General features: G+C 39.7%; 19 protein-coding genes and 1 pseudogene. All 20 read right to left on the bottom strand.

The window, feature by feature from the left end; genetic code table 11:
- Positions 1 to 42 precede the first annotated feature (42 nt).
- A complete protein-coding gene (locus O9316_RS02325; RefSeq protein WP_298203766.1) occupies positions 43 to 1,224 on the bottom strand; it encodes a glycosyltransferase in 1,182 nt (393 codons plus the stop codon).
- 1 nt (position 1,225) lies between these two features.
- Entirely contained in the window at positions 1,226 to 2,380 is a 1,155-nt protein-coding gene (locus tag O9316_RS02320) for a polysaccharide pyruvyl transferase family protein (RefSeq protein WP_288041485.1), read from the bottom strand.
- Between the two features lies 1 nt (position 2,381).
- The gene (locus O9316_RS02315; protein WP_298203767.1) at positions 2,382 to 3,392 is read right to left on the bottom strand and encodes a glycosyltransferase family 2 protein; all 1,011 of its coding nucleotides are present in this window, start codon (positions 3,390 to 3,392) and stop codon (positions 2,382 to 2,384) included.
- A gap of 52 nt (positions 3,393 to 3,444) precedes the next feature.
- Positions 3,445 to 4,458 (bottom strand): glycosyltransferase, encoded by a 1,014-nt coding sequence (locus O9316_RS02310; RefSeq protein WP_298203768.1) that lies wholly within the window; start codon positions 4,456 to 4,458, stop codon positions 3,445 to 3,447.
- Complete coding sequence (locus O9316_RS02305; RefSeq protein ID WP_288041481.1) at positions 4,455 to 5,417, bottom strand: glycosyltransferase family 2 protein; 963 nt, start codon at positions 5,415 to 5,417, stop codon at positions 4,455 to 4,457. The genes O9316_RS02310 and O9316_RS02305 overlap by 4 nt, the downstream gene beginning before the upstream one ends.
- Entirely contained in the window at positions 5,417 to 6,355 is a 939-nt protein-coding gene (locus O9316_RS02300) for a glycosyltransferase (protein ID WP_298203769.1), read from the bottom strand. The genes O9316_RS02305 and O9316_RS02300 overlap by 1 nt, the downstream gene beginning before the upstream one ends.
- A complete protein-coding gene (locus tag O9316_RS02295) occupies positions 6,345 to 7,859 on the bottom strand; it encodes a hypothetical protein (RefSeq protein WP_298203770.1) in 1,515 nt (504 codons plus the stop codon). The genes O9316_RS02300 and O9316_RS02295 overlap by 11 nt, the downstream gene beginning before the upstream one ends.
- Positions 7,856 to 8,548 carry an acylneuraminate cytidylyltransferase family protein gene (locus tag O9316_RS02290; RefSeq protein ID WP_298346933.1) on the bottom strand — a complete coding sequence of 231 codons (693 nt, stop codon included), beginning with the start codon at positions 8,546 to 8,548 and terminating at the stop codon, positions 7,856 to 7,858. The genes O9316_RS02295 and O9316_RS02290 overlap by 4 nt, the downstream gene beginning before the upstream one ends.
- Positions 8,548 to 9,594: a nucleotidyltransferase family protein gene (locus tag O9316_RS02285; RefSeq protein WP_298203772.1), complete on the bottom strand. Its 1,047-nt coding sequence runs from the start codon at positions 9,592 to 9,594 to the stop codon at positions 8,548 to 8,550. The genes O9316_RS02290 and O9316_RS02285 overlap by 1 nt, the downstream gene beginning before the upstream one ends.
- Positions 9,581 to 10,690, bottom strand: a complete 1,110-nt coding sequence (neuC, locus tag O9316_RS02280; protein WP_298203773.1) for a UDP-N-acetylglucosamine 2-epimerase — start codon at positions 10,688 to 10,690, stop codon at positions 9,581 to 9,583. The genes O9316_RS02285 and neuC overlap by 14 nt, the downstream gene beginning before the upstream one ends.
- 2 nt (positions 10,691 to 10,692) lie before the next feature.
- The gene (gene neuB, locus O9316_RS02275; protein WP_298203774.1) at positions 10,693 to 11,700 is read right to left on the bottom strand and encodes an N-acetylneuraminate synthase; all 1,008 of its coding nucleotides are present in this window, start codon (positions 11,698 to 11,700) and stop codon (positions 10,693 to 10,695) included.
- A 4-nt stretch (positions 11,701 to 11,704) separates the two neighbouring features.
- Positions 11,705 to 12,346 (bottom strand): acetyltransferase, encoded by a 642-nt coding sequence (locus O9316_RS02270; protein ID WP_298203775.1) that lies wholly within the window; start codon positions 12,344 to 12,346, stop codon positions 11,705 to 11,707.
- Positions 12,347 to 12,355: 9 nt separating this feature from the next.
- Positions 12,356 to 13,489, bottom strand: a complete 1,134-nt coding sequence (locus O9316_RS02265; protein ID WP_298203776.1) for a LegC family aminotransferase — start codon at positions 13,487 to 13,489, stop codon at positions 12,356 to 12,358.
- Positions 13,490 to 13,492: 3 nt separating this feature from the next.
- Positions 13,493 to 14,680, bottom strand: coding sequence for a UDP-N-acetylglucosamine 4,6-dehydratase (locus O9316_RS02260; RefSeq protein ID WP_298203777.1), 1,188 nt, complete (start codon positions 14,678 to 14,680; stop codon positions 13,493 to 13,495).
- Positions 14,677 to 16,008, bottom strand: coding sequence for an ABC transporter ATP-binding protein (locus O9316_RS02255; RefSeq protein ID WP_298203778.1), 1,332 nt, complete (start codon positions 16,006 to 16,008; stop codon positions 14,677 to 14,679). Before O9316_RS02255 ends, O9316_RS02260 begins: the two co-directional genes overlap by 4 nt.
- Before the next feature lie 2 nt (positions 16,009 to 16,010).
- Positions 16,011 to 16,862, bottom strand: coding sequence for an ABC transporter permease (locus O9316_RS02250; protein WP_298203779.1), 852 nt, complete (start codon positions 16,860 to 16,862; stop codon positions 16,011 to 16,013).
- A complete protein-coding gene (locus O9316_RS02245; RefSeq protein ID WP_298203780.1) occupies positions 16,862 to 17,374 on the bottom strand; it encodes an ArsR family transcriptional regulator in 513 nt (170 codons plus the stop codon). Before O9316_RS02245 ends, O9316_RS02250 begins: the two co-directional genes overlap by 1 nt.
- 96 nt (positions 17,375 to 17,470) lie before the next feature.
- Positions 17,471 to 18,856, bottom strand: a complete 1,386-nt coding sequence (locus O9316_RS02240; RefSeq protein ID WP_298203781.1) for a hypothetical protein — start codon at positions 18,854 to 18,856, stop codon at positions 17,471 to 17,473.
- Entirely contained in the window at positions 18,846 to 19,979 is a 1,134-nt protein-coding gene (gene rffA / locus O9316_RS02235; protein ID WP_298203782.1) for a dTDP-4-amino-4,6-dideoxygalactose transaminase, read from the bottom strand. Before rffA ends, O9316_RS02240 begins: the two co-directional genes overlap by 11 nt.
- 102 nt (positions 19,980 to 20,081) lie before the next feature.
- Positions 20,082 to 20,311 (bottom strand): annotated as a pseudogene (locus O9316_RS02230) (hypothetical protein); the annotation flags it as partial.

Here is a 20,311-nt window from a genome sequence, read left to right as displayed (position 1 = left end):
ACTTAGATTTGATTCATAAAATTACGCTTTTTATCAAAAAAATTAGGGCGTCAATAAAGCCGTAAACTGTGCAATTTCATTACCATAACGCTGACTTTCTTGCGCCAATTGGGAAGTCAGCTTTTGTTGTAATTCAGGCGATTGCAAGACTTCGATAAGGGCTTCGGCGATGGCTTCGGGATGTTTGGCCACAATGATTCCGTTGACGCCCGAGGTAATTTGCTCAAAAACTACATCAAAATCGGTGACTACAATGGGCTTTTTCAAAATCTTGGCTTCATTGACGGTATTGCTTTTGCCTTCGTACAATGACGTCTGCACATAAACCGAACATTGTTGCATATAGGGATAGGGATTTTCCAAACGTCCCAACAAAATAAAATGGTCTTGCAGTTGATATGCGGCGATTTGGGGTTCCAACTTTTGCCGTTCACTTCCCTCCCCGATGATGTACCAACGCACGGGAATACCCCGATCCACCAAAATTTTACAAGCCTCCAGGGCCAATAAATACCCTTTTTGCCCCTCCAATCGTCCCACAGTGACCAAGGTGATTTCATTGGGATCAATCACTTTTTCGGCCCGGGCACGCTCACAAATGGTCTCGGGAAACGTCACATTTTCAACACACCGAATTCGCGTTTGAAGGGATGGAAACTCGCGAAGCAAAACAGCTTCTGACAAATTACCGTTGGCACACAAATAATCCAATTGCTGAAAATAAGCCGCGTCAAAGGTTTTATCCAAATTCAAAAAGGTATAATCCACCCGAATGAATCCGATCTTTTTGGAAGCCGTAATGCAATCGACACAGGCATAAATGGAGGTTTTTTCCAAAAATCCGATGGCCACATCAAAGGCATCCGAAGGGGGAGTAAGAAATTTTCGAAGCGCTTTCCAACTGTACTGCTCGGCTTGATTAACAGAATGCCGTTGGGTAATCCAAGTAAAACGCAAACGGTGCAGTACGAGATGCCACTGAAAACGAAGCAACCAATACAGTACCGACGGTAGAAACCCTTTTGAAAATTGAGCAAACCGCGCCCCTGCATCCCAAATTTTTACTTCTTTGGGTACTTCGTGCATCAATACCCCAGAAGGGTCAAAAACCCACAAATGAAGCGCATACTGCTCCTTATCCAACTTTTTCAAGAGGTTAACCAGGGCCTTTTCAGCGCCACCCATGTGCAAGCCAGGGATAATAAACAGTAGTTTTTTCTTCATATTATAAACGTTTCAAAGCATCACCCGCCGACCATGATAGCGCTTGAATTTCGGGAATACGTTGCGTCAACGCTTGACGAAGTTCATGTTCTTCGCGAAGTAAGGCATCAAATTGTGCAATCAATAAGGCTGTGTCAGCAATCTGGTCAATCGACAACACCATGCGTTCGTAACCAAATAAATCCTTGGCAATCCCTTTCGATTTGATACTGTAGCCCAAAACTAAGGTGGGCACAAAATTGGAATAGGCCGCAATCGTTGCATGAGTTCGTGCCCCAATAAAAAAGCGCATTCGGGCAATATACCCCTTGTATTGAATCGCATTGAGCGTATTGGGCAATAAAATAACCCGCGGTTCGGATGAAAAATGCGATTTGAATTCTTCCAAAACGGCATAATCATCATTCCCCGGTATAATTACGTGGGGCGTTAAACAAACAGCCATATCGGTAGTCGCTAAAATATGCTGCACCAACGCCAAAGCCGCTGCTTTCGATTGCGGATTGCGTTGCCACACAAGGGGACTGTAATTGAATCCCAGCGTATTTCCTTCCAACCAGCCTTCGGGCAAGGGCAGTAATTCTTTTTCCATGGTAAACGCCCCATCGGCACATAATTGTACGTTGGGAATCCCCGCTTCTTGCAAGGCGGCTTGGGTAAGGGTTTCCCGAACCAATACCAAATCAAACTGCTTTAGGTCGGCGACCTTCGCCGGCGACAAATCCTCCGGACCTATCGATGCGCCCCAAAGAATTAATTTTTTTCCCGCTTTTTTGATTGCTCGGTCTACCACATACAACCAAGGCTGCTCGCCGTAACAATAGTTATCCCCACCAATCGACAAAAATAAATCGTATTGCGGAATCAAGGCCAGCAACGCCTCATTTTGGTAACGGTGCATGGGCGAATCATCGCCAAACAACTTGACGGACAAAGCACTTTTCAACCAAGGAAGCGAATACTTGGCTATGGTGGTTCGCCGCACATCATGAATCGTGAGCGTCCCCTCAAATAGGCGATCGGTATCGGGAGCCATAGAGGCCAATCCAATGTGCGCCTCGGGCATACTTTTTTTAATAATACCTAGGGCTGAACGCACGATAGCCTCGCAACCGCGGTTTAAACTTCCTCCGTGATAAAATAATAGTACTTTCAATTTATTTCGTTTTATTTTTATAATGACTATAGCGCAGGGCCAAAAAAAGGAAGGTAACCTGCTTTTTTTTCAATAAAGTTAAAATCGTTTGATAAAACCGGGACTGACCCGCTAGAAACGACTCCGGCACCTCTAGCAAGGCTTGTTGCACCGCCGAGTGATGTGCTAATTTTCGTAAGGTACGCCATTGCGCCCACCACGAGAGTCCATTGGCTTTTTTAGTATACAAGCCCAAACACATCATCACTTGTCGTAGGAACTTTTCGGATTGCAATGCCGTATAATTTGGTATGGATTCCCAACCCGTAGGCGTCGCATAATCCTGTAAAGCCGCTTGAAAATAATCGTGTTTTAATAGATTTCGCGTGGCACTTCCAACCACTTCCCGGTAATAATACCCACAATAGTCCAAAACCACCAGCGATTGCGCTTCAGAAACCACCTGTCGACCAAATACGCCGTCTTCACCCAAGGCTTGACCTACGGGAAAACGAATCGATTGCACCAGCGCACGGGCAAACAATTTGTTACAGACCGAATTCAATCGATTACTTCGCAAATACGCTGGCCAAACCTCTTGGCGAATTTGTGCCGTATCCAACCGTGTATGCAAGGGCAATTGGGGGACTTCAGCATACCATTGGCCTTGTAACTCGCGCTGGAATCCCGAAAAAACCACATCACAATCGTATTTTCTCGCCGCGGTAACCAACTGTTCCAAAAAATCAGGAGCTAGCGTATCGTCGACATCCATAAACGCAATATAATCGCCTTGAGCCACAGCCAAAGCAGCATTTCGGGCAGCACTCACCCCTTGGTTGGTCTGCGAAACCAAGCGAAAACGGGGTTCTTGGGAAACCTTTTCCTGGAGCAATGCTTCGGTAGCATCGGTCGACCCGTCGTTCACAAACACCGCTTCAAAATCGGTCATCGTTTGTGCCTCCAAGGTAGCCCAACAAGAAGCCAAATGGGAAGCCGCATTATAGACCGGAATGAGAATACTAACGAACACGCGTTATCGTTTTTGGACCGTCGGGTAAAGATACAAAATCCCGTGGGTCGGATTAAACTTCATTTTTATTTCGGGGCAAAAGTCCCTGCTTTAGGCGCCACAAAAGTGTACGAAAGCGTTGCTTCCATCGAAAACCGTGTTGTATGAGCCAAAAAACGACATACGGACGGTGAATCGCTGGATAGGTAGCCGACAATGACACCAAAAGGGATTCCTTCTGTTGTTCCCGCACCCAGCGGGCAATATCGTTAAAATAACTTGCCTTTAGCGAATACACCACATGATGCCTCGCGATTCGATCGAGAAACAATAAAAGTTGGGCGTCAAAATAGCGTGAGGCCGCTGTATGCTCCAGAAAATGCGCTTTTTGAAAGTGTACAATTTCATCCAACGCCTGCCGAAAACCGCGATAGGCTTTATCTGTATTAACCGCTTTGGTCGCCGAATTGCCCCGAAGTAAATAGCGATAATACGGGAGCGAGCAGTAACTGACCCGTTGCGCAAAGGCTTGTACTTTTAGGTTAAAAACCGTATCCTCCCCAATGGGTATACCTAAAGGAAAACGGTGGTCTCCAATAACTTCTTTATGGTAAAAAGTAGCTGTGAAAGTTCGCCGCGAATGACGAAAACCGGTGTCAACCACATCATCAAAACCCACGGTGTAATCATGTGCTACTGGGTTATCATTTTCATCAACAGCCTGAATATGGGTATACAAAATATCCAAATTGGCTGCTTCAAAGCGTTCCAAAACCGCAGGCAAACTGTTGGGTTCAAGAGAATCATCCGAATCGACAAAGGTGACAACCGTTCCACGTGCCCGATCCAAACCGGCATTTCGAGCCGCTGAAACCCCTTGATTGTTTTGATGAATCGCAATGATTTGAGGATAAGCCTTAGCCAAGCGATCGATAATGGCAGCACAACCATCGGGGGAACCGTCGTTAATCACCAACACTTCATAATCAGAAGGGGCTAGCGGTTGCGATACTATCGATTGCAAACAATGCTCCAAATAGGGCTCCACATTGTATACAGGCACTATAATACTCAATCGTACACTCATCGTAAAGACACCATCGTTACATATCCCTTGGGGGAATAATTATACATTAGTTTCAACAACCATTTCCATTTTGAATGGCGAAAAGCCTCCCAAGTGAGCTTACGCTGAGGAAGTACTTTCTTGATTTCTTGTACCAAGGCCAACTGCCGTTCTCGGGCATCGGAGGATTTTAAATACTTTTCCAACAATCCAAACAGATTGCGCTCGTAGGCTTCGCATTTTTGGTGCAAGAAAGCAGCATCCAAATCGGTAATACCCCGCAACAGTTGGATTAAATGCAAATAGGAACGAATCCGTTTGGCGATGTTCTCACATTGAATGGAGGTGATAATACTGCCCGGGCGACGTCGGTAATAATACAAAGCTTGTGGCAATTTGTAGATTTCCGTTACTTTTCCAAACAGCGAAAAGTTCAAATAATCATCCTCGTGCAATTGCCCTTCTTTGAAACGATACCCATGGGCCATCAACAAAGAACGTTGGTACAAAAAACTCCATGCTCCTGTAAAAAAGAAGTGCGATTGTTGTATGAACTCCCGTCCCGTGCAAAGCGGAATGGATTGCAAATATTGCGCTTCCGAAAAGGTAGCGGTGGCTTCCCAATAATCGATATGGGAAAAAGCAATCATCTGGGCGGGTTGCCTTTCGATCGCTTCCAACAAAATCGGAAGCGCCTGCGGGGCAATCCAATCGTCGCTATCGACAAACCAAATATAGTCGCCGGTAGCCGCTTCTAACCCTGTATTTCGGGCGGCACTCAACCCTCCATTTTCACGTGAAATAATGCGTATCCGAGCGTCTTTAGCGGCCCATTGCGCGAGTATAGCGGGCGAATCATCGGTAGCGCCGTCGTTGACCGCAATGATTTCGAGCGGCCCCGTGTATTGGGTCACACTAGCCAAGCACGCCTCCAAATACGAGGCTACATTATAGACAGGGATAACGATGGACAACTGCATTAATCGGCAAAGGTTTTTAATAATTTTAATTTAATGTAAATTAAACTATGGTAAATCACATTATACACATTGGGTGAATAAGTAATTAATGTTATCAAATTAGTAAAAACATGGCGACTTTTGAGGGCAAATGCTTTTTGATAATTTTTCTGTGCTGTATTAAATATTATGCGATTTAGCGATTGTGATACTTCCTTTTTCAGAGATGTGCTATGGCAATAGTCACAAAGAATTACTTTAATACGCTTTAAATCATTAACGTTTTCACCAATAATCGACTTTGTTGAAGTACTCGACTGTGTATGAACGCGGTAACAGGCCAAGGGTTGTGCAATATACCCGATGGGATAATACTTGGCAATTCGTGCCCACATTTCCCAATCCTCGGTCCAACTCAACGTAGGATTAAAGGTACCTAGCGTTTCATACACCTCTTTTTTTACGGTGATGGAAGGGGTTTGAATAAGCTGTTGTTTGACCTGCATTTCAAAAAAATTCGGAATAATTCCGTGGTGTTCTTGAATTTTTTTGGCCGTATGAATAATTTCATTGGCGCTGTTCACCACATGATTTTGTGTAAAACAAGCTTTGATTTCGGGGTATTGCGCATACATGTTCAACATTTGGGTATAAAACCCGGGCAATACAAAATCATCGCCGTGCAATAAGTGAATAATTTCTCCTTGCGCACGAGACAAAGCCGTTTGAAAATTCTTCACGTGCTTAACGTTGTAGGGTTGTTGAAAAAACATCACCCGCCCCTTCCCTAGTTCGGCCACAACTGCTTCAGGGTGGTCTGTAGAGCAATCATCGATCACTTCAATCTGCATGAGCTCAGGGCCCAAATCCTGCTCCAAAACAGAAGCTAAGGTTTTACGCAACAATGCCGCACAGTTGTAGGTGGGAATCATGACCGATATTTTGGGTTTAAGCTCCATAGGTTGATTTATTTTTAAGATAGTTGTAGCGAAGTTTGAACTCCAAATTATACAATTTTCTTCCAAACCAACCCCATCGGCGTATTGCGTTATTAAAAAATGTATTCTTTATTCCACGAACGGTATTCAAATCGGTACCATTAAAACTTCCAACCATGATCGACTCCCCTTTGTAAGTCTGAAAAGCATATCCAAAAGTGGCCAAATGGTAAGCGTATGGGAGCGCTCTTTCTTTAGCAATGGGCACTAAACTGTCGTCGTCAATATATTGAATCGCCATATCTATAGACGTTGGAAAATAAACTGCTTCGAGAGCAGTGTAAAAACTTTGTCCCAAACCGACAGATGTTTTCCCCCAAAATGTGGCTTCAATACCAACCGTTGAACCGAAAGAGATCACCTTATCAACTTCCATCATCAACTTGTAAGTACTGTATTTTGAATCGGGTAAAATAACCGTAACCGCATCATTTTCTAATGCTTTTAGATTACGAATGAAGTCAACAGACTGTTTAGAATTAGGATGTATTCGTATGTAAAAATGACAATTTTCTTTTCTAGGTAATTTTTCAAAAAGCTGCTGAATCCCAACTAACTGATTCGAAAATAAACCTGCTTCCCAAGTATTACCAATTGCAATAAATTCATCTTCGGAAGAGAGAAAAATTCCGATATTGTAGTGGTTTGGATTCCATTGTTCTGGTAACTTTTCTTTTTCTTGATTTGCAACAAAAGAAAACCAACTCTGACTTTTTCCAGCCATTCTGTCTTGATAATACTTTTCGGCAATGGCTGTCTTTTCGGTTAGTGAAACCGAATCGTCGTTCCAAGCTTCAAGCATTATCGAATTGTATAACTTCATGTCATGAGGCAATGCCTTGGGGTACATCATAAACTTGGTAGGATCGGCACCGCGTTCATGAGTATAAAAAGGAATGTTCATCGCTTCACAAGCTCTTAGAAGAGCCCGAGTATAGGCGAATCTACCGTTAAATATAACTACCAAATCGGGCTGCTCTTTCGAAAACGATTGGATAAAGAAGTCATACAATTGAATACTATTGGCATAAAAATCTTGGAAGTCTGATGCATATTTACGCAATGTAGGATAGGCATCGCGATAGATTGAAACCACCGAGGATAAAACAGCATACCCCACATCAAAATTATGATGACACATTTTTTTAAACTCCTCGATGGATAAATCTAAATCCAAAGAAAGCTTATCCCCCATCAATTGAATGGGGATAGATCGAAAAGGACGGCGCATGAGTTGCAACCCTTTCAATCGCTTTGAAATACACTTTGAACAGTAGTACAAATCTCTATGTGGATTCCCATCACATCGTTGCAAAACATCATTACATTGATAGCTCAATACTTCGGTTTGTGCGTCAAAATAGTGCATTAGCTCGAGTTCGGTCTCCAAATGAGAAGGCCAATTTACATGTGAATGAAAAAAAGCTACCTTTTTAATACCTGGAGGAAAATTAAAATGTTTCATAAGCTATTCCCGTATTTTTCCCATATTTTTTCAGCCAAAAACCAATCCCACTCTGAATCAATATCATGCGAGGATTGTTCATTCATAACGTATTTTTTAATTTTTTGAAAAGCGTTTAAAGGTTGTTTTCGCAAGGCTTTTGTCGCCATAATGTAAATCGCTCCATTATATTCATAAACAGGAGGAACATCTTGTCTTCGCGTGTAATGAGCTTCTTTTGAAGGTGCTAACCAACCTTCATGGGATTCCTCAAAAAGATTATAATATGGATTTTGTTTGGATTCTTTTACACTTACAACCATATCCAACTCCTCTTGAAATAAGGTCAAAGCCTCTCGAATATGATGTGCATTTCGAAAAGGAGACGTGGGTTGTAACAAAACAACATAATCCGCTTCATATCCTTGTTGGGCATAAAAGTCCAAAGCATGGAGAATGACCTCGTAACTTCCAGCTTCAGCTGTTGCCAGTGCCGCTGGACGAAGAAATGGGACGTTTAAACCCGTTTCCTCTGCCAGTGATTTAATGTCTTCTGCATCGGTTGAAACACAGATTACTGCGCTATCAAAACAGGCTTGGGCGGCTACTATCGTGTGTTGAATCAAAGGTTTACCTCCCAAGACACGAATATTTTTTCCCGGAACCCCTTTGGATCCTCCACGAGCAGGTATAATAATTAATGGCTTCATTAAAACTTTATTTGCGTTATATCATGTTGCGCTTTATTGAAATCTTCAGGGTTCCCCACATCCAACCAATACCCAGCTAAAGGATATGAAACTACTTTTTTACCCCTTTTAATGAGTTGCTCCATCAAATCAGTAGCATTATAAAAGGTGTTTTTTGGAATAAAATCCAACATACTTTTTTTCATTAAGTAAATTCCCCCATTAGAGTAATAAGTATATGTTGGCTTTTCCTTAAAGCTCACAATTGCATTGTCTTGCGATTCTAAAACTGCATAGGGTATTCGAACTTGATAGGGTATTGTAACTACAGAAAAATCAGCATCCTGATCGATAAAATCAAGATAAAAATGCTCATAATCAAGATTGGTTAAAATATCAGAATTGGTGATAAGAACATAATCATGCGTTAAATTATTTATTTGAGAGACCGCTCCAATGGTTCCCAGTGGCTGATTTTCCCACAAATATTGTATTTGGATATTCTTTAGAGAACCCGATCCAAAATAATCGGCAATTTGTTCCCCCAAATAATTGACCGAAATCCAAAAATCATCGATACCATAGAGCGCTAAACGATCCACATTGTGTTCCATAATAGGTTTGTCACCAATTTTTAGAAGCGGTTTGGGTGTGGTGTTGGTAAGCGGCTTCAAGCGTTCGCCACGTCCTCCAGCCATAATAATGGCATCAATAGGCAAATAAGAACGCATTTCTGATAAATTTATCACATTGACCACCCGATCATCTTTATCCAAAACGGGAAGAATTTGGAAATGTCCTTCACGAAAAGCAATAATTTTTTTTAAATCATGCTCACCTTTGCGAATAAATTTAGGTTTTGATTGATACACTGTTTGAATAGGATCATTGATAGTCACTCCTTTCAACAAAGCACGTCTCACATCACCATCCGTTAAGGCACCCACCAATTGCTGTTCCTCGTTCACCGCAAACAGTATGGCGTCTTTACCTAGGGCATCCAATTGTACTAGCGCGTCTTTCAATTGGGCATGAGACGGGATAAGATGTTCTCTAATTTTTTTCATGCGCTTCTAATATTTGGAAGATTTGTTGTGCTACATTTTTGCCTTGATAACAATTGATTCCCTTGTATGTTCCTTTTTGTAATACGGAACGCGTGAGTTCAATAATTGCTGGGGCATCAAAAGGAACATTAAATGTATTAGCGCTTTGTGCTCTTCCCTGTTGACGATTACCTACATTGATGGTATACTTCCCAAAAGAGGCCGTTTCCACGATACCGCTTGAGGTATTTCCTAGCATCAATGCACAATAATGAATGGCTGAAAAATAATTGTTTTTTCCAAAATTCTCAACCAAGACAAGGGCGCCATTGGCACGTTGTTCTAAAGCAATCAAGGCCTTACGATAAGCCGACCCTTGGGTATCTGCATTGGGCATAGTAACTACAATTGGAATTTCTCGAGCCAAGACTTCCAATGCGGTTTCCATAGCTGCTATATGGTGTACATTATCCTCAGGGTGCAGCGTTTCGGGATGAAATGTAACTAGTAAATAGGGGGTTTGCGGCAACTTAAATTGGGCCTCCAACTCTACTCTAGGCACAGGGGTAAAATGCGATAGTTCGTCCAAACTAATCGAACCCAAGGCATAAACAGGAACAGGGTAGTCAAAAAGTTTTTCCACGCGATCTTTGTACTGTGGCGTGGCTGTAATATGAAGGGAAGAAGCCAAACTGATTTGATCGCGATAAATATTATCAATGGCTCCCAAAGTCGTCTCTCCACCATACAAATGAACAAATCGAACCCGAAAAGGTATCCCGGCTTGAACGGCCGCACTCATTTCATACCGATCGCCCAAACATATAACATAGTCATAGGTATGCTGATTCCAAAACTCAGCAAATTTTAAAACAGTTAATCCATAGCTTGTCGCAATGGCATTGGCATCATCATGAGCTAAGACGGTATTCAACTCATGTACTATCGGGAACGAATACGCTTGAATCTCGGAGAGAGTATATCCATGAAAAACCGAAAGATGCGTCCCAAAGGCAATAATCTCCAACGTAACATGAGTTTCGTTTTGAAGCACTTTCAATAAGGGAAGATAAATTCCAAAATCGGCCCGTGAACTGGTTAGTATTCCTATTTTCATGATTACAATTCAATTAATTCATCTTCTTGATAATCCCGTTGCGCCGTTTGTCCAATAACCTCATGCCAACGCATAGGAGACAATCCGATTCCTGGACGTTTAGTGATTAGATTTTCCTCAGTAAATACAGCACCTTTTGGAATAAACGTTCGGGCTACAATACTTTTGCGTGCAATTGCAATATTTTTTATTTCGGACGGAGAGGGTTGTTTGATCCCATCACCAGCCATTGCTTTTTCAATATTTCGAATGGCCTTGGTCATAGCTACCAACTCATCCGGTTCTAACGAAGCCCGATGGTCGGGTCCTTCCATGTTTTTGTTTAACGTAAAATGCTTTTCGATGACCGTGGCACCTAGGGCTACAGCTGCAATTGGGACTTCAATCCCTAAGGTATGATCTGAATATCCTACAGCGGTTCCCATGGTGTTTTGAATACTCAACATAGCCTTCAAGTTCACGTCTTCCATGGGGGTAGGATATTCGGTGTTGCAATGTAAAATGGTAATCTTCTCACGAGGGATTCCCGCTTTTTCAAAAACTGCAACTGCCTCTTGTATTTCAGGCATTGTACACATCCCGGTAGAGAGAATTACTTCCTCAAATAAGGAAGCTGCTTTTTGCAATAAAGGTAAATTAGTTACTTCTCCTGAAGGAATTTTTACCATTTTCAATCCCAAAGAAGCCAAGTAATCCATGGATTCTAAATCAAATGCAGTTGAAAAAAAAGCAACTCCTTTCTGTTGGCAATAGGCAATAATCGCCTCGTGATCCTCGGCTGAAAGTTCTAATTTTTTTACCATTTCAAATTGCGTTTCGGTCGCATTAGCGGTGTTTTCAATTTGATACGCAGCCTTTACTGCTTTCTTTGAAATGGCTAGTTCTGTTTTAAACGTTTGAAATTTTACAAAATCAACCCCAGCATTAGCAGCGGCATCAATGAGTTGAAAGGCCAAATCCAACTGTCCATTGTGGTTTACTCCAGCTTCAGCAATGATAACAACAGCCATGTATTTAACGATTTAAAGGTTTTGCAGGAACACCTATCATAACTTGATGATCTTCAATGGATTTCGTAGCCAAGGAAGCAGCACCCAATGTAGTATAGTTTCCGATACTTAAATACTGAAGTACAGTTGCATTGGTTCCCAACAAATTACCAGAACCCATTTGAACTCCACCACTGACATTGACGCCCGGATTAAATACATTTCCATTCTCAATTCGGGTATCATGTCCAACAGTTACCCCTAGATTGAAAACATTAAATGACCCTATTTGTATATCTACAGTGAAGATACATCCTGCACAAATAATATTCCCTCGACCTAACTGGATGGATTGAAAATCTCCAACAAAGGAGGGATGAATTAAATTAGGAAAATGATATTCTTGAAATTTAACACTTAATTTCAATAACAATTTTGGGTCTCCTACCCCCATAAACAGTGTAGTATTATTTTGGGGTAAGACTTGACTTAAAAAAATATTTTCATCCCAAACTTTAACTTTATGTTTACGTACTTCTATAGAATCATTAATAGGATTTCGATCAATAAATCCTCCAAATTGGTAATTCGAATCTAAAACTTCTGATGCAAGAAAATAAACTTCTTTAGCAAACCCACCTGAACCTAGAATAAAATAGTGTTTCATAACTTTTTTTTAAAGGGCACTACTTGGAATATTAACGATACGTTCTTCTAAAAATTCGGCATTGATTTGTGCATCGCGCCAACAATGTTGATACATGGGTAACCGATACATCAATTGCCAAATGGGGCGGGTCATTACTTTCTGAGCGTTGGTTTGTTGCAACAAGGCATCCCGTTGTTCTTTATTTTCCGTTTCTACACACATCAACCAATAATTGGCTGTACTCCCTTCAATTTCCATTCGAAAACGCATCGAAGTAGTAGCAAAAAACTGAGCATATCGCTGTGCGAGAGCTCTTTTACGTTGTAAAAAATAATCGAGTTGTTCCATTTGACCCAATAGTAATGCCGCGTTCAAATTGGGCATCCTTAAATTATAACCTAACTCGTCGTGTACATATTCGTAAGCATGGGGTACTTTGGCTGTGGTGGTAATGTATTTTGCTTTCTCACCCAACTGTATTGATGAAGTGACTATTGCCCCTCCTCCACCGGCTGTAATTATCTTATTTCCATTGAAGGAAAAAACACCAACAGCTCCAAAACTTCCAGTACTTTTTGACCCCATAAAACTTCCTAAAGACTCAGCAGCATCTTCAACCAAGGGGATATGCCATTGGTCGCACAATTTCACCAATTCAGCAATACGAACTGGAAATCCAAAGGTATGCATAGGAACACATGCCGCTATGCGTCGTCCTGTTTTTTTGTTAAAACATCCCTGTTCACGAATTTCGGCATTTTGCTCCAAAAAATCCTGAACAGCATTTGGGGATAATCCCATGGTGTCTCGATCGACATCCAAAAATACAGGACGTGCGTTTAAATAAGCAATGGCGTTGGCTGTCGCCACAAAAGTGAGGGCTTGTGTCAATACCTCATCATTTGTTTTCACACCAACGAGTTGTAAAGCAACTTGTAAGCCTGAAGTTCCATTAACCACTGCAACTGCCTTTGCCGATTGTGTATATTGGGCTAAAGCGACTTCAAACTGATCGACAAATTTTCCAACCGAGGAGACCATCGTGGAGCGAAGGGTTTCTTGAACATATTGGGCTTCATTACCAGAAAAAACAGGAGCATGTAGCGGAATAAACTCCCGAGTACCAAATTCCTCTTGGATGTATTCAACAATGTTTTGCATAGGCTACATTTTACTATCTAAGTATTTTCCTTTTTCCAAATGATTAAAATCAGGTAATAACTTTTCAAACCATGCTACAATTGATGCCTTCGACCACTGTTTGGAGGTACTCATTTGCGTTATTGCTTCTGCAAATTGGTCCAGCAAACGCAAGTCAACAGCAACATTATTTTTTACTACACCAAAACCTTGATAAGTAAGGAGGTCTAACTGTTCATTTTCGGTAAAAAACTCTTCAAAATCTTTTTCCCCGGTGGTATCACTTGCGGTAAATAAACATGGCCACTTTTGAGTTCCTCCGAGTGTTTGAATAGCTTCACGTGCTTCCTCTTCGGTTGTCGTATGATAGGGTTCGTATCCTAATTCCCTTAAGTATCGTTCGGCAATTTCTTGAAAAGTGATTAGATGTAAATCGCCTTCTAATTTTGGAAAGAAAATATCACCATTATGACCAAAAATACAAGACATCAAACACAATTGCCCTGACTCTTCGGGAACTATAAAATAGCGTTTCACATCATTGGGAGCAACGATTGGTTGCTTTTTTAACAAACGCTGATTAAAACCATGGAGCAGTGATCCATCAGAAAAGGCAACGTTAGCAAATCGTGCTGTAGAAATTTCGATTTGATTGCTATATTTAAGAAGAAACATCTCCATTATTCGTTTTGAGGCTCCCATCATATTTACTGGATTGGCCGCTTTATCTGTGGAAACACAAAAATACTTTTTGACCCCTTTGGCGATAGATTGTTCAATGGTTTTGGTAGTATTGAAAATATTGACTTCAATCATGCGCATCAAAGTAAAGGGGTCTTTTTCACTTCGCACATGTTTCAAAGCAGAAAGATTTAACACATAATCATAGCGGCCATCATGTGTTATAAAAGCATCATAGGCAACAGAATTGATATCTAAGGCAAAGGTTTGAAAATCACCCTCAATATAGCCAAACGTACTTCGTAAATCACGCACCAACTCCACCAGATTATTTTCACTGATATCAACTACATGAAGTTTCAACGGATTTCGTTTAAAAATCTCTTTGACGACCGCTTGACCAATTGACCCAGCGCCTCCCAAAACTAAAAACCGAGATTGACAAACAACAGACTGTAATGCCGTTCTATTGCTTTCTATATCGGCTTCAAATAACTGACGCTCTCTGTTGAGTAACTTTAAATAATTCATAATTCCTTGGCATAGGGGTTAAAATAATGGATCGGTTGATTCTCAAATTCCCAAGAGTAAGGCACTAATGGCGAATGTAATGAACTCGCTAATTCATCAGCTAATGTTCCATTAAGTCCTTTGTTTCCAATACTCCCAATGCTATTAAATGAGGCAACATCTTGTGAAGCCATCAACATTTGTATTCCATTTTCTGCACGAATTCCCATGTGAATAAAATACGTCCCTGTTAACAATGGAACGTGGTGAAACGTACAGCGCACAATGGTAACGCCCTCTTTGAATTCGCTTGGCCGGAAGCCATCCAACATTCCTGTTGCCGAAAACAACGGACCTCTTGATGATTTGATAACCATCCAAACATATGGCTTATTAAATTGATGTGCTGCATTAATCTCAAGCTCCACTGTAATGGAGTCTCCAAACTCAAAATTGTGGGTTTGGTCGCCTTTTTGATTAAACAACCGTACCTGTTGGATGTAAACTTTATCCGAAGTATTGGACTTTCCTAGGGTAAATACACCATTATCTTGATTATTGATATTAAAATACATGGCTGCAATTTCATCGGTGGGACCTTGACCAACAATAGTTCCTTTCTCAAGCATGATTCCTTTGTTACATAAAGTTTGAATAGCTCCCATATTATGACTCACAAACAATACGGTTCGCCCTTCCCCTTTGCTCACGTCGCCCATTTTACCCAAACATTTCTTTTGAAACTCGGCATCACCCACAGCCAATACCTCATCGACAATCAAAATTTCTGATTCCAAATGGGCCGCCACAGCAAATGCCAATCGCACATACATTCCTGAGGAATAACGCTTCACTGGGGTATCAATATAGCGTTCAACCCCCGAGAAATCGACAATTTCATCAAACTTTCGGGTTATTTCAGACCGACGCATTCCAAGAATAGCCCCGTTGAGGTAGATATTTTCCCTTCCAGTCATTTCAGGATTGAATCCAGTACCTACTTCCAACAAGGAAGCTATGCGCCCTTTTACTTTAAAAGAACCTGTGGTGGGCTTAGTGACTTTACTCAACAATTTTAATAAAGTAGATTTTCCTGCACCGTTTCGCCCAATCAACCCAATAGCATCCCCTTGCTCAACTTCAAAATTGATATCGCGCAACGACCATACGTAATCACTACTGCCCGATGCGGTTCGATCATTTACATCGCCAATTTTCAAATAGGGATCTTCCAAACCCCGAAATTTATACCATAACCGATTCAAATCATGGGTCAAGGTACCCGTTCCGACTTTACCCAAACGGTATTGCTTGGAAATGTTTTCTGCTTTGATTACTATATTTCCCATGATTAAATTGTGTCCATGAAACTTTTTTCCACTTTATTAAAAATAAGTGTTCCTGTGAGTAATAAAATGATGATTATGATTGCCGAATAGAGAAGACGTTGAGGTTCAAAGTGTCCTTCCCCAAGATACCCAAACCGATAACATTCAAAAATACTCGTTAGTGGATTCAAAGAAACTATCCAACGGTACTTATCGGGCATTGCGGTAATTGGGTACACCACGGGAGTAGCGTACATATACAACTGTACTCCAAAGGCTAATAAAAAACTCAAATCTTTGTACTTGGTAGTCATGGAAGAAAAAATCATTCCCACTCCTAGGGCAAAACACGCCATCATCAACAACAATATGGGAGTCATCAACACCCACATATTTGGCTTTATCTCATCAGTTACATAGGCATAATAAACCACAACACCCACAAATAATAAAAATTGTATCACAAATTTCATCAAGGATGAAAACACTACCGATAAAGGCATGATGAGTCGTGGAAAATATACTTTACCAAAAACACTGGCATTTCCTTGAAAAACATTGGCTGTTTTTATCAACGAATCCGAAAAATAATTCCAAATGGTAACGCCAGAAAGGTAAAATGCCAAAGAAGGGACTCCTCCTACGTCAATTTTGGCTACTTGTACAAACAATACAATATAAATTAGGGTTGTCAATAAAGGCTGGATGATAAACCATAAGGGACCCAAAATCGTTTGCTTATAAAAAGTAATAAAATCGCGTTTAAGGAGCATAAACAAAAGGTCTCTGTAGCGCCAAACTTCTTTAAAATTAATACTAAAAAGCGAATGCTCTGACCTGATTTCTTCCGTCCAATGTTGTTCGTGTTGTGCCATTAGGATTCTTGATTTTCATAGATAATTAAACCCTCTTTGAGCGGTTCATCCCGCAGTTCAAAGAAGACTTTTCGTTTGATTTGCGCTTCGATTTTGGGTTGCAGTTGTGCAATGTACGCCGCATTCAAATCGGCACCATATACCTGTACCTGAATAAATCCCGAATCAATCCCGTTGGCATAATCCCCTACCAAAGCAATTTGGTAGACCGTACCCATTCGGGATAAAATCATTTCAATGATGGCATCCAACCCCAAATGCTGGCGGACAATTTTCTGTAAGGTACTAAATAAAGGGTGTCGGGTGTTGGCTTTGTACAAAATGGTATTGCGTACCGCCTCTTTTTCCAAGTAACCCGCCTCCGTAAGGTTGTTGAGCTCTTTGCGGATGGCATTGGTCGACTCGTTGAGTTCGTCTGCCAACCCCCGAAGATACCCGTTATTGGCAGCATTGATAAAAAGCTTTACCAATAGCCGCAACCGTGTTTTGGAAGTAATGAGTGTTTCTAACATCAGTGATTTAAATCGAGTAACAAAAGTACTCGTTTTGTCATAACCGTACAAACATTCTATCAAAAAATAATATATACTTTATAAAAGCATTTTTATCTATACTTTTTTGATAACAACTAATTGTATTCCATGTATTGATAAATATTTTAGAGTATATTTTTGAAGAACCTTCTCATATAATGAAAGTTTATTTAAGGATAATATTAAGTACTCTCCTGAATTTAAGTATTTCGCTATTGTTGCTTCATTTAAATAACCTGGAAACGAATAGCTAACAAATTTTGAATCGATGGAACGAAAATTACAACTGTAATAGTAGGATGGGGAAATTCCGTCTATATAAACCTTAGAATTAGTTGGAACTACAAAATTTAACTTAGTTGCCATCTCATTTTGTAATTTCAACTGCTCAGCTCTGTTCACAAATGCCCTTAAAGAATTACTTAAAAGAAAGAAATAAGAAATCCCCAACATAGAAAATAGATAAAATTTAAAATTTTTATTTTCAAAATTTTTATCAATCACTAATGCCATTAACATAAGAAAATAAGGAATTACATAAAGAAAGTAATGTAAGTAAAAAGCAAAATATAAAACAGTCATTGAAGCAAATAATGAGCTAATAACAATAACTGCAGATTTAGTTTTAACTATTGAACGGAAATAAAAGGGGAATAATAGTGTGTAAAAATTTGAGATAATCACCAATGCTAAAAATAACAATTTCGAATAAAAATCTAACTCTATTCCCGTACCATTACCAACATCTAATTTAAAACCTAATCCAAGTATATACTTTAAATATTCTGCAATATGCAAATTGCTGTTGTAATTTAAAAATAAATACAAAAAGATCAATGGGGAAATGAAACCAGAAAAAAGTAAAAATATATTCCTCAAATTAATTTTATTTTCAAGAAACAAACTAATTAGAATAGGCAATATTATAAATAGCCCAAATTGTTTTGAAAGAAATGACAATGCAATAAAAAAACCTATAAAGAATAAATAAACGCTCCTTAAACCCTTATAAAATTGAAATAAAACTAATAACGAAATGAGTTGAAATAATATAGATAAAGGCTCTAAAATAATATAGCGCCCATCATTATAAAACATTAACACAATCAACATTAAACTCAGTATTAGTCGCCATTTTTTTTTACTTAAAAAATTTAAACAAATGTTATAAAAAACTATTCCGCAAAAAAAAATAATAAAACTATTAATAAGAATATGATATCTTAGATCAGGATTAGAATTGAAAGTAAATGGAAAACCAATAGTAAAAATTGCCAATGGGTTGTAAATTGTCCCAATTTCAATAAAATATTTTTTTCCATTAAAAAACTCGCGTGCAATTGACAAAAAATATCCTGAGTCAGCACTAGCCAATGGATATATAATAGGATTTAAAAAAAACAGAAAAACAAGTAGCAGTAATAAAATACAAAGTATATTAGAAGTTTTGTTATTGCTCATAAATAAATCGAATAGTTTCAACAATTTTTTGGACATCAAGTTCGCTCAAACTATAGAACAAGGGAAGTCGTAAAAGACAATCCGTAAAATGATCAGAATGCGGTAAAGAACGCCCGTCGTGTTTGGACTGGTAATAAGGACTGGAATGCAGCGAGATATAATGAAAAACAGCGTGATAACCCGCTTCTTGTAAATAACGTATCAGTTGCGTCCGAGCCGACAAAGAAGGCAACACAACATAAAACATATGACCATTATTGGTAGCATATTCGGGCAATTGCGGGAGTGTTACCGAAGGAACAGATTGTAAACCTTGATAATACGCATTCCACAACGTTTTTCGTTTCTGTTGAATCACTGCCAAATTTTCGATTTGAGCCCACAAAAAAGCGGCAATAACTTCAGAGGGTAAAAAAGATGAACCCGTATCTACCCATCCATATTTGTTAACTTCGCCTCGAAAAAACTCAGCGCGATTCGTTCCTTTTTCCCAAATAATCTCTGCGCGATGGATAAAACGCTCATCGTTAATCGTGAGCATTCCTCCCTCTCCCGAAATAATATTTTTGGTTTCATGAAAGGAAAAAGCAGCCAAATGACCTATACTCCCCAAAGCGCGCTTTACACCCTCTTTTCCCGTGTAAAAACTATCGATAGCTTGCGCCGCATCCTCAATAACAAGTAGATTATAACGATTTGCTAAATCCATAATAGCGTCCATATCACAGGCCACTCCTGCATAATGCACTGGAACAATAGCTTTTGTTTTGGGAGTAATTAAAGCTTCCAATTGCGACGCATCCATGTTGGGATTGTCCGAATACGAATCGGCAAAAACGATAGTCGCACCTTGCCGAACGAAAGCAATAGCCGTTGAAACAAAGGTAAAACTAGGTACAATAACTTCATCCCCTGGTTGAATGTCGGCCAAAAGTGCACACATTTCTAAAGCATCGGTACATGAAGTTGTCAATAGAGCTTTTTTGAATCCGTATTCTTGCTCAAAAAAAGCTTGGCATTTTTGAGTAAATATTCCGTTTCCCGATAATTTCCCTGACTGAACAGCCTCTTGTATATACTGGGTTTCTTTTCCGGTTAAAAAAGGTTTGTTAAATGGAATCATAATTAAAATTAATGATTTTCAAATTCAATAAAAAATTAACGTTTTGAAAAAAGAAATATACAACAAGCCTATATTTCATTTTAATAATTACAATTTGTAAACTTACAAATTCTTTTTCCAATAATGCTTAATGATAACCTCATCATTAACTGCATATCCCATTTTTTCATAAAAAAAACGGGGAAGGCTACATACTGATATCCCTAGAATTTGAATAATTTCATATATAGATAGGCTACTATTGATGTCTTTTTTGATTTTAGCTACTATCAAATAGGTTGAAATTGCTATCCAAATATGAATATTAACCGCATTTTCAGAATGTCCCCATA

It is taken from the genome of Flavobacterium sp. (genome assembly GCF_027533505.1).
GTDB lineage: Bacteria > Bacteroidota > Bacteroidia > Flavobacteriales > Flavobacteriaceae > Flavobacterium.
The sequence above is the reverse complement of the archived record's forward strand: the minus strand, read 5'-3'. Positions and strand labels throughout refer to the sequence as shown.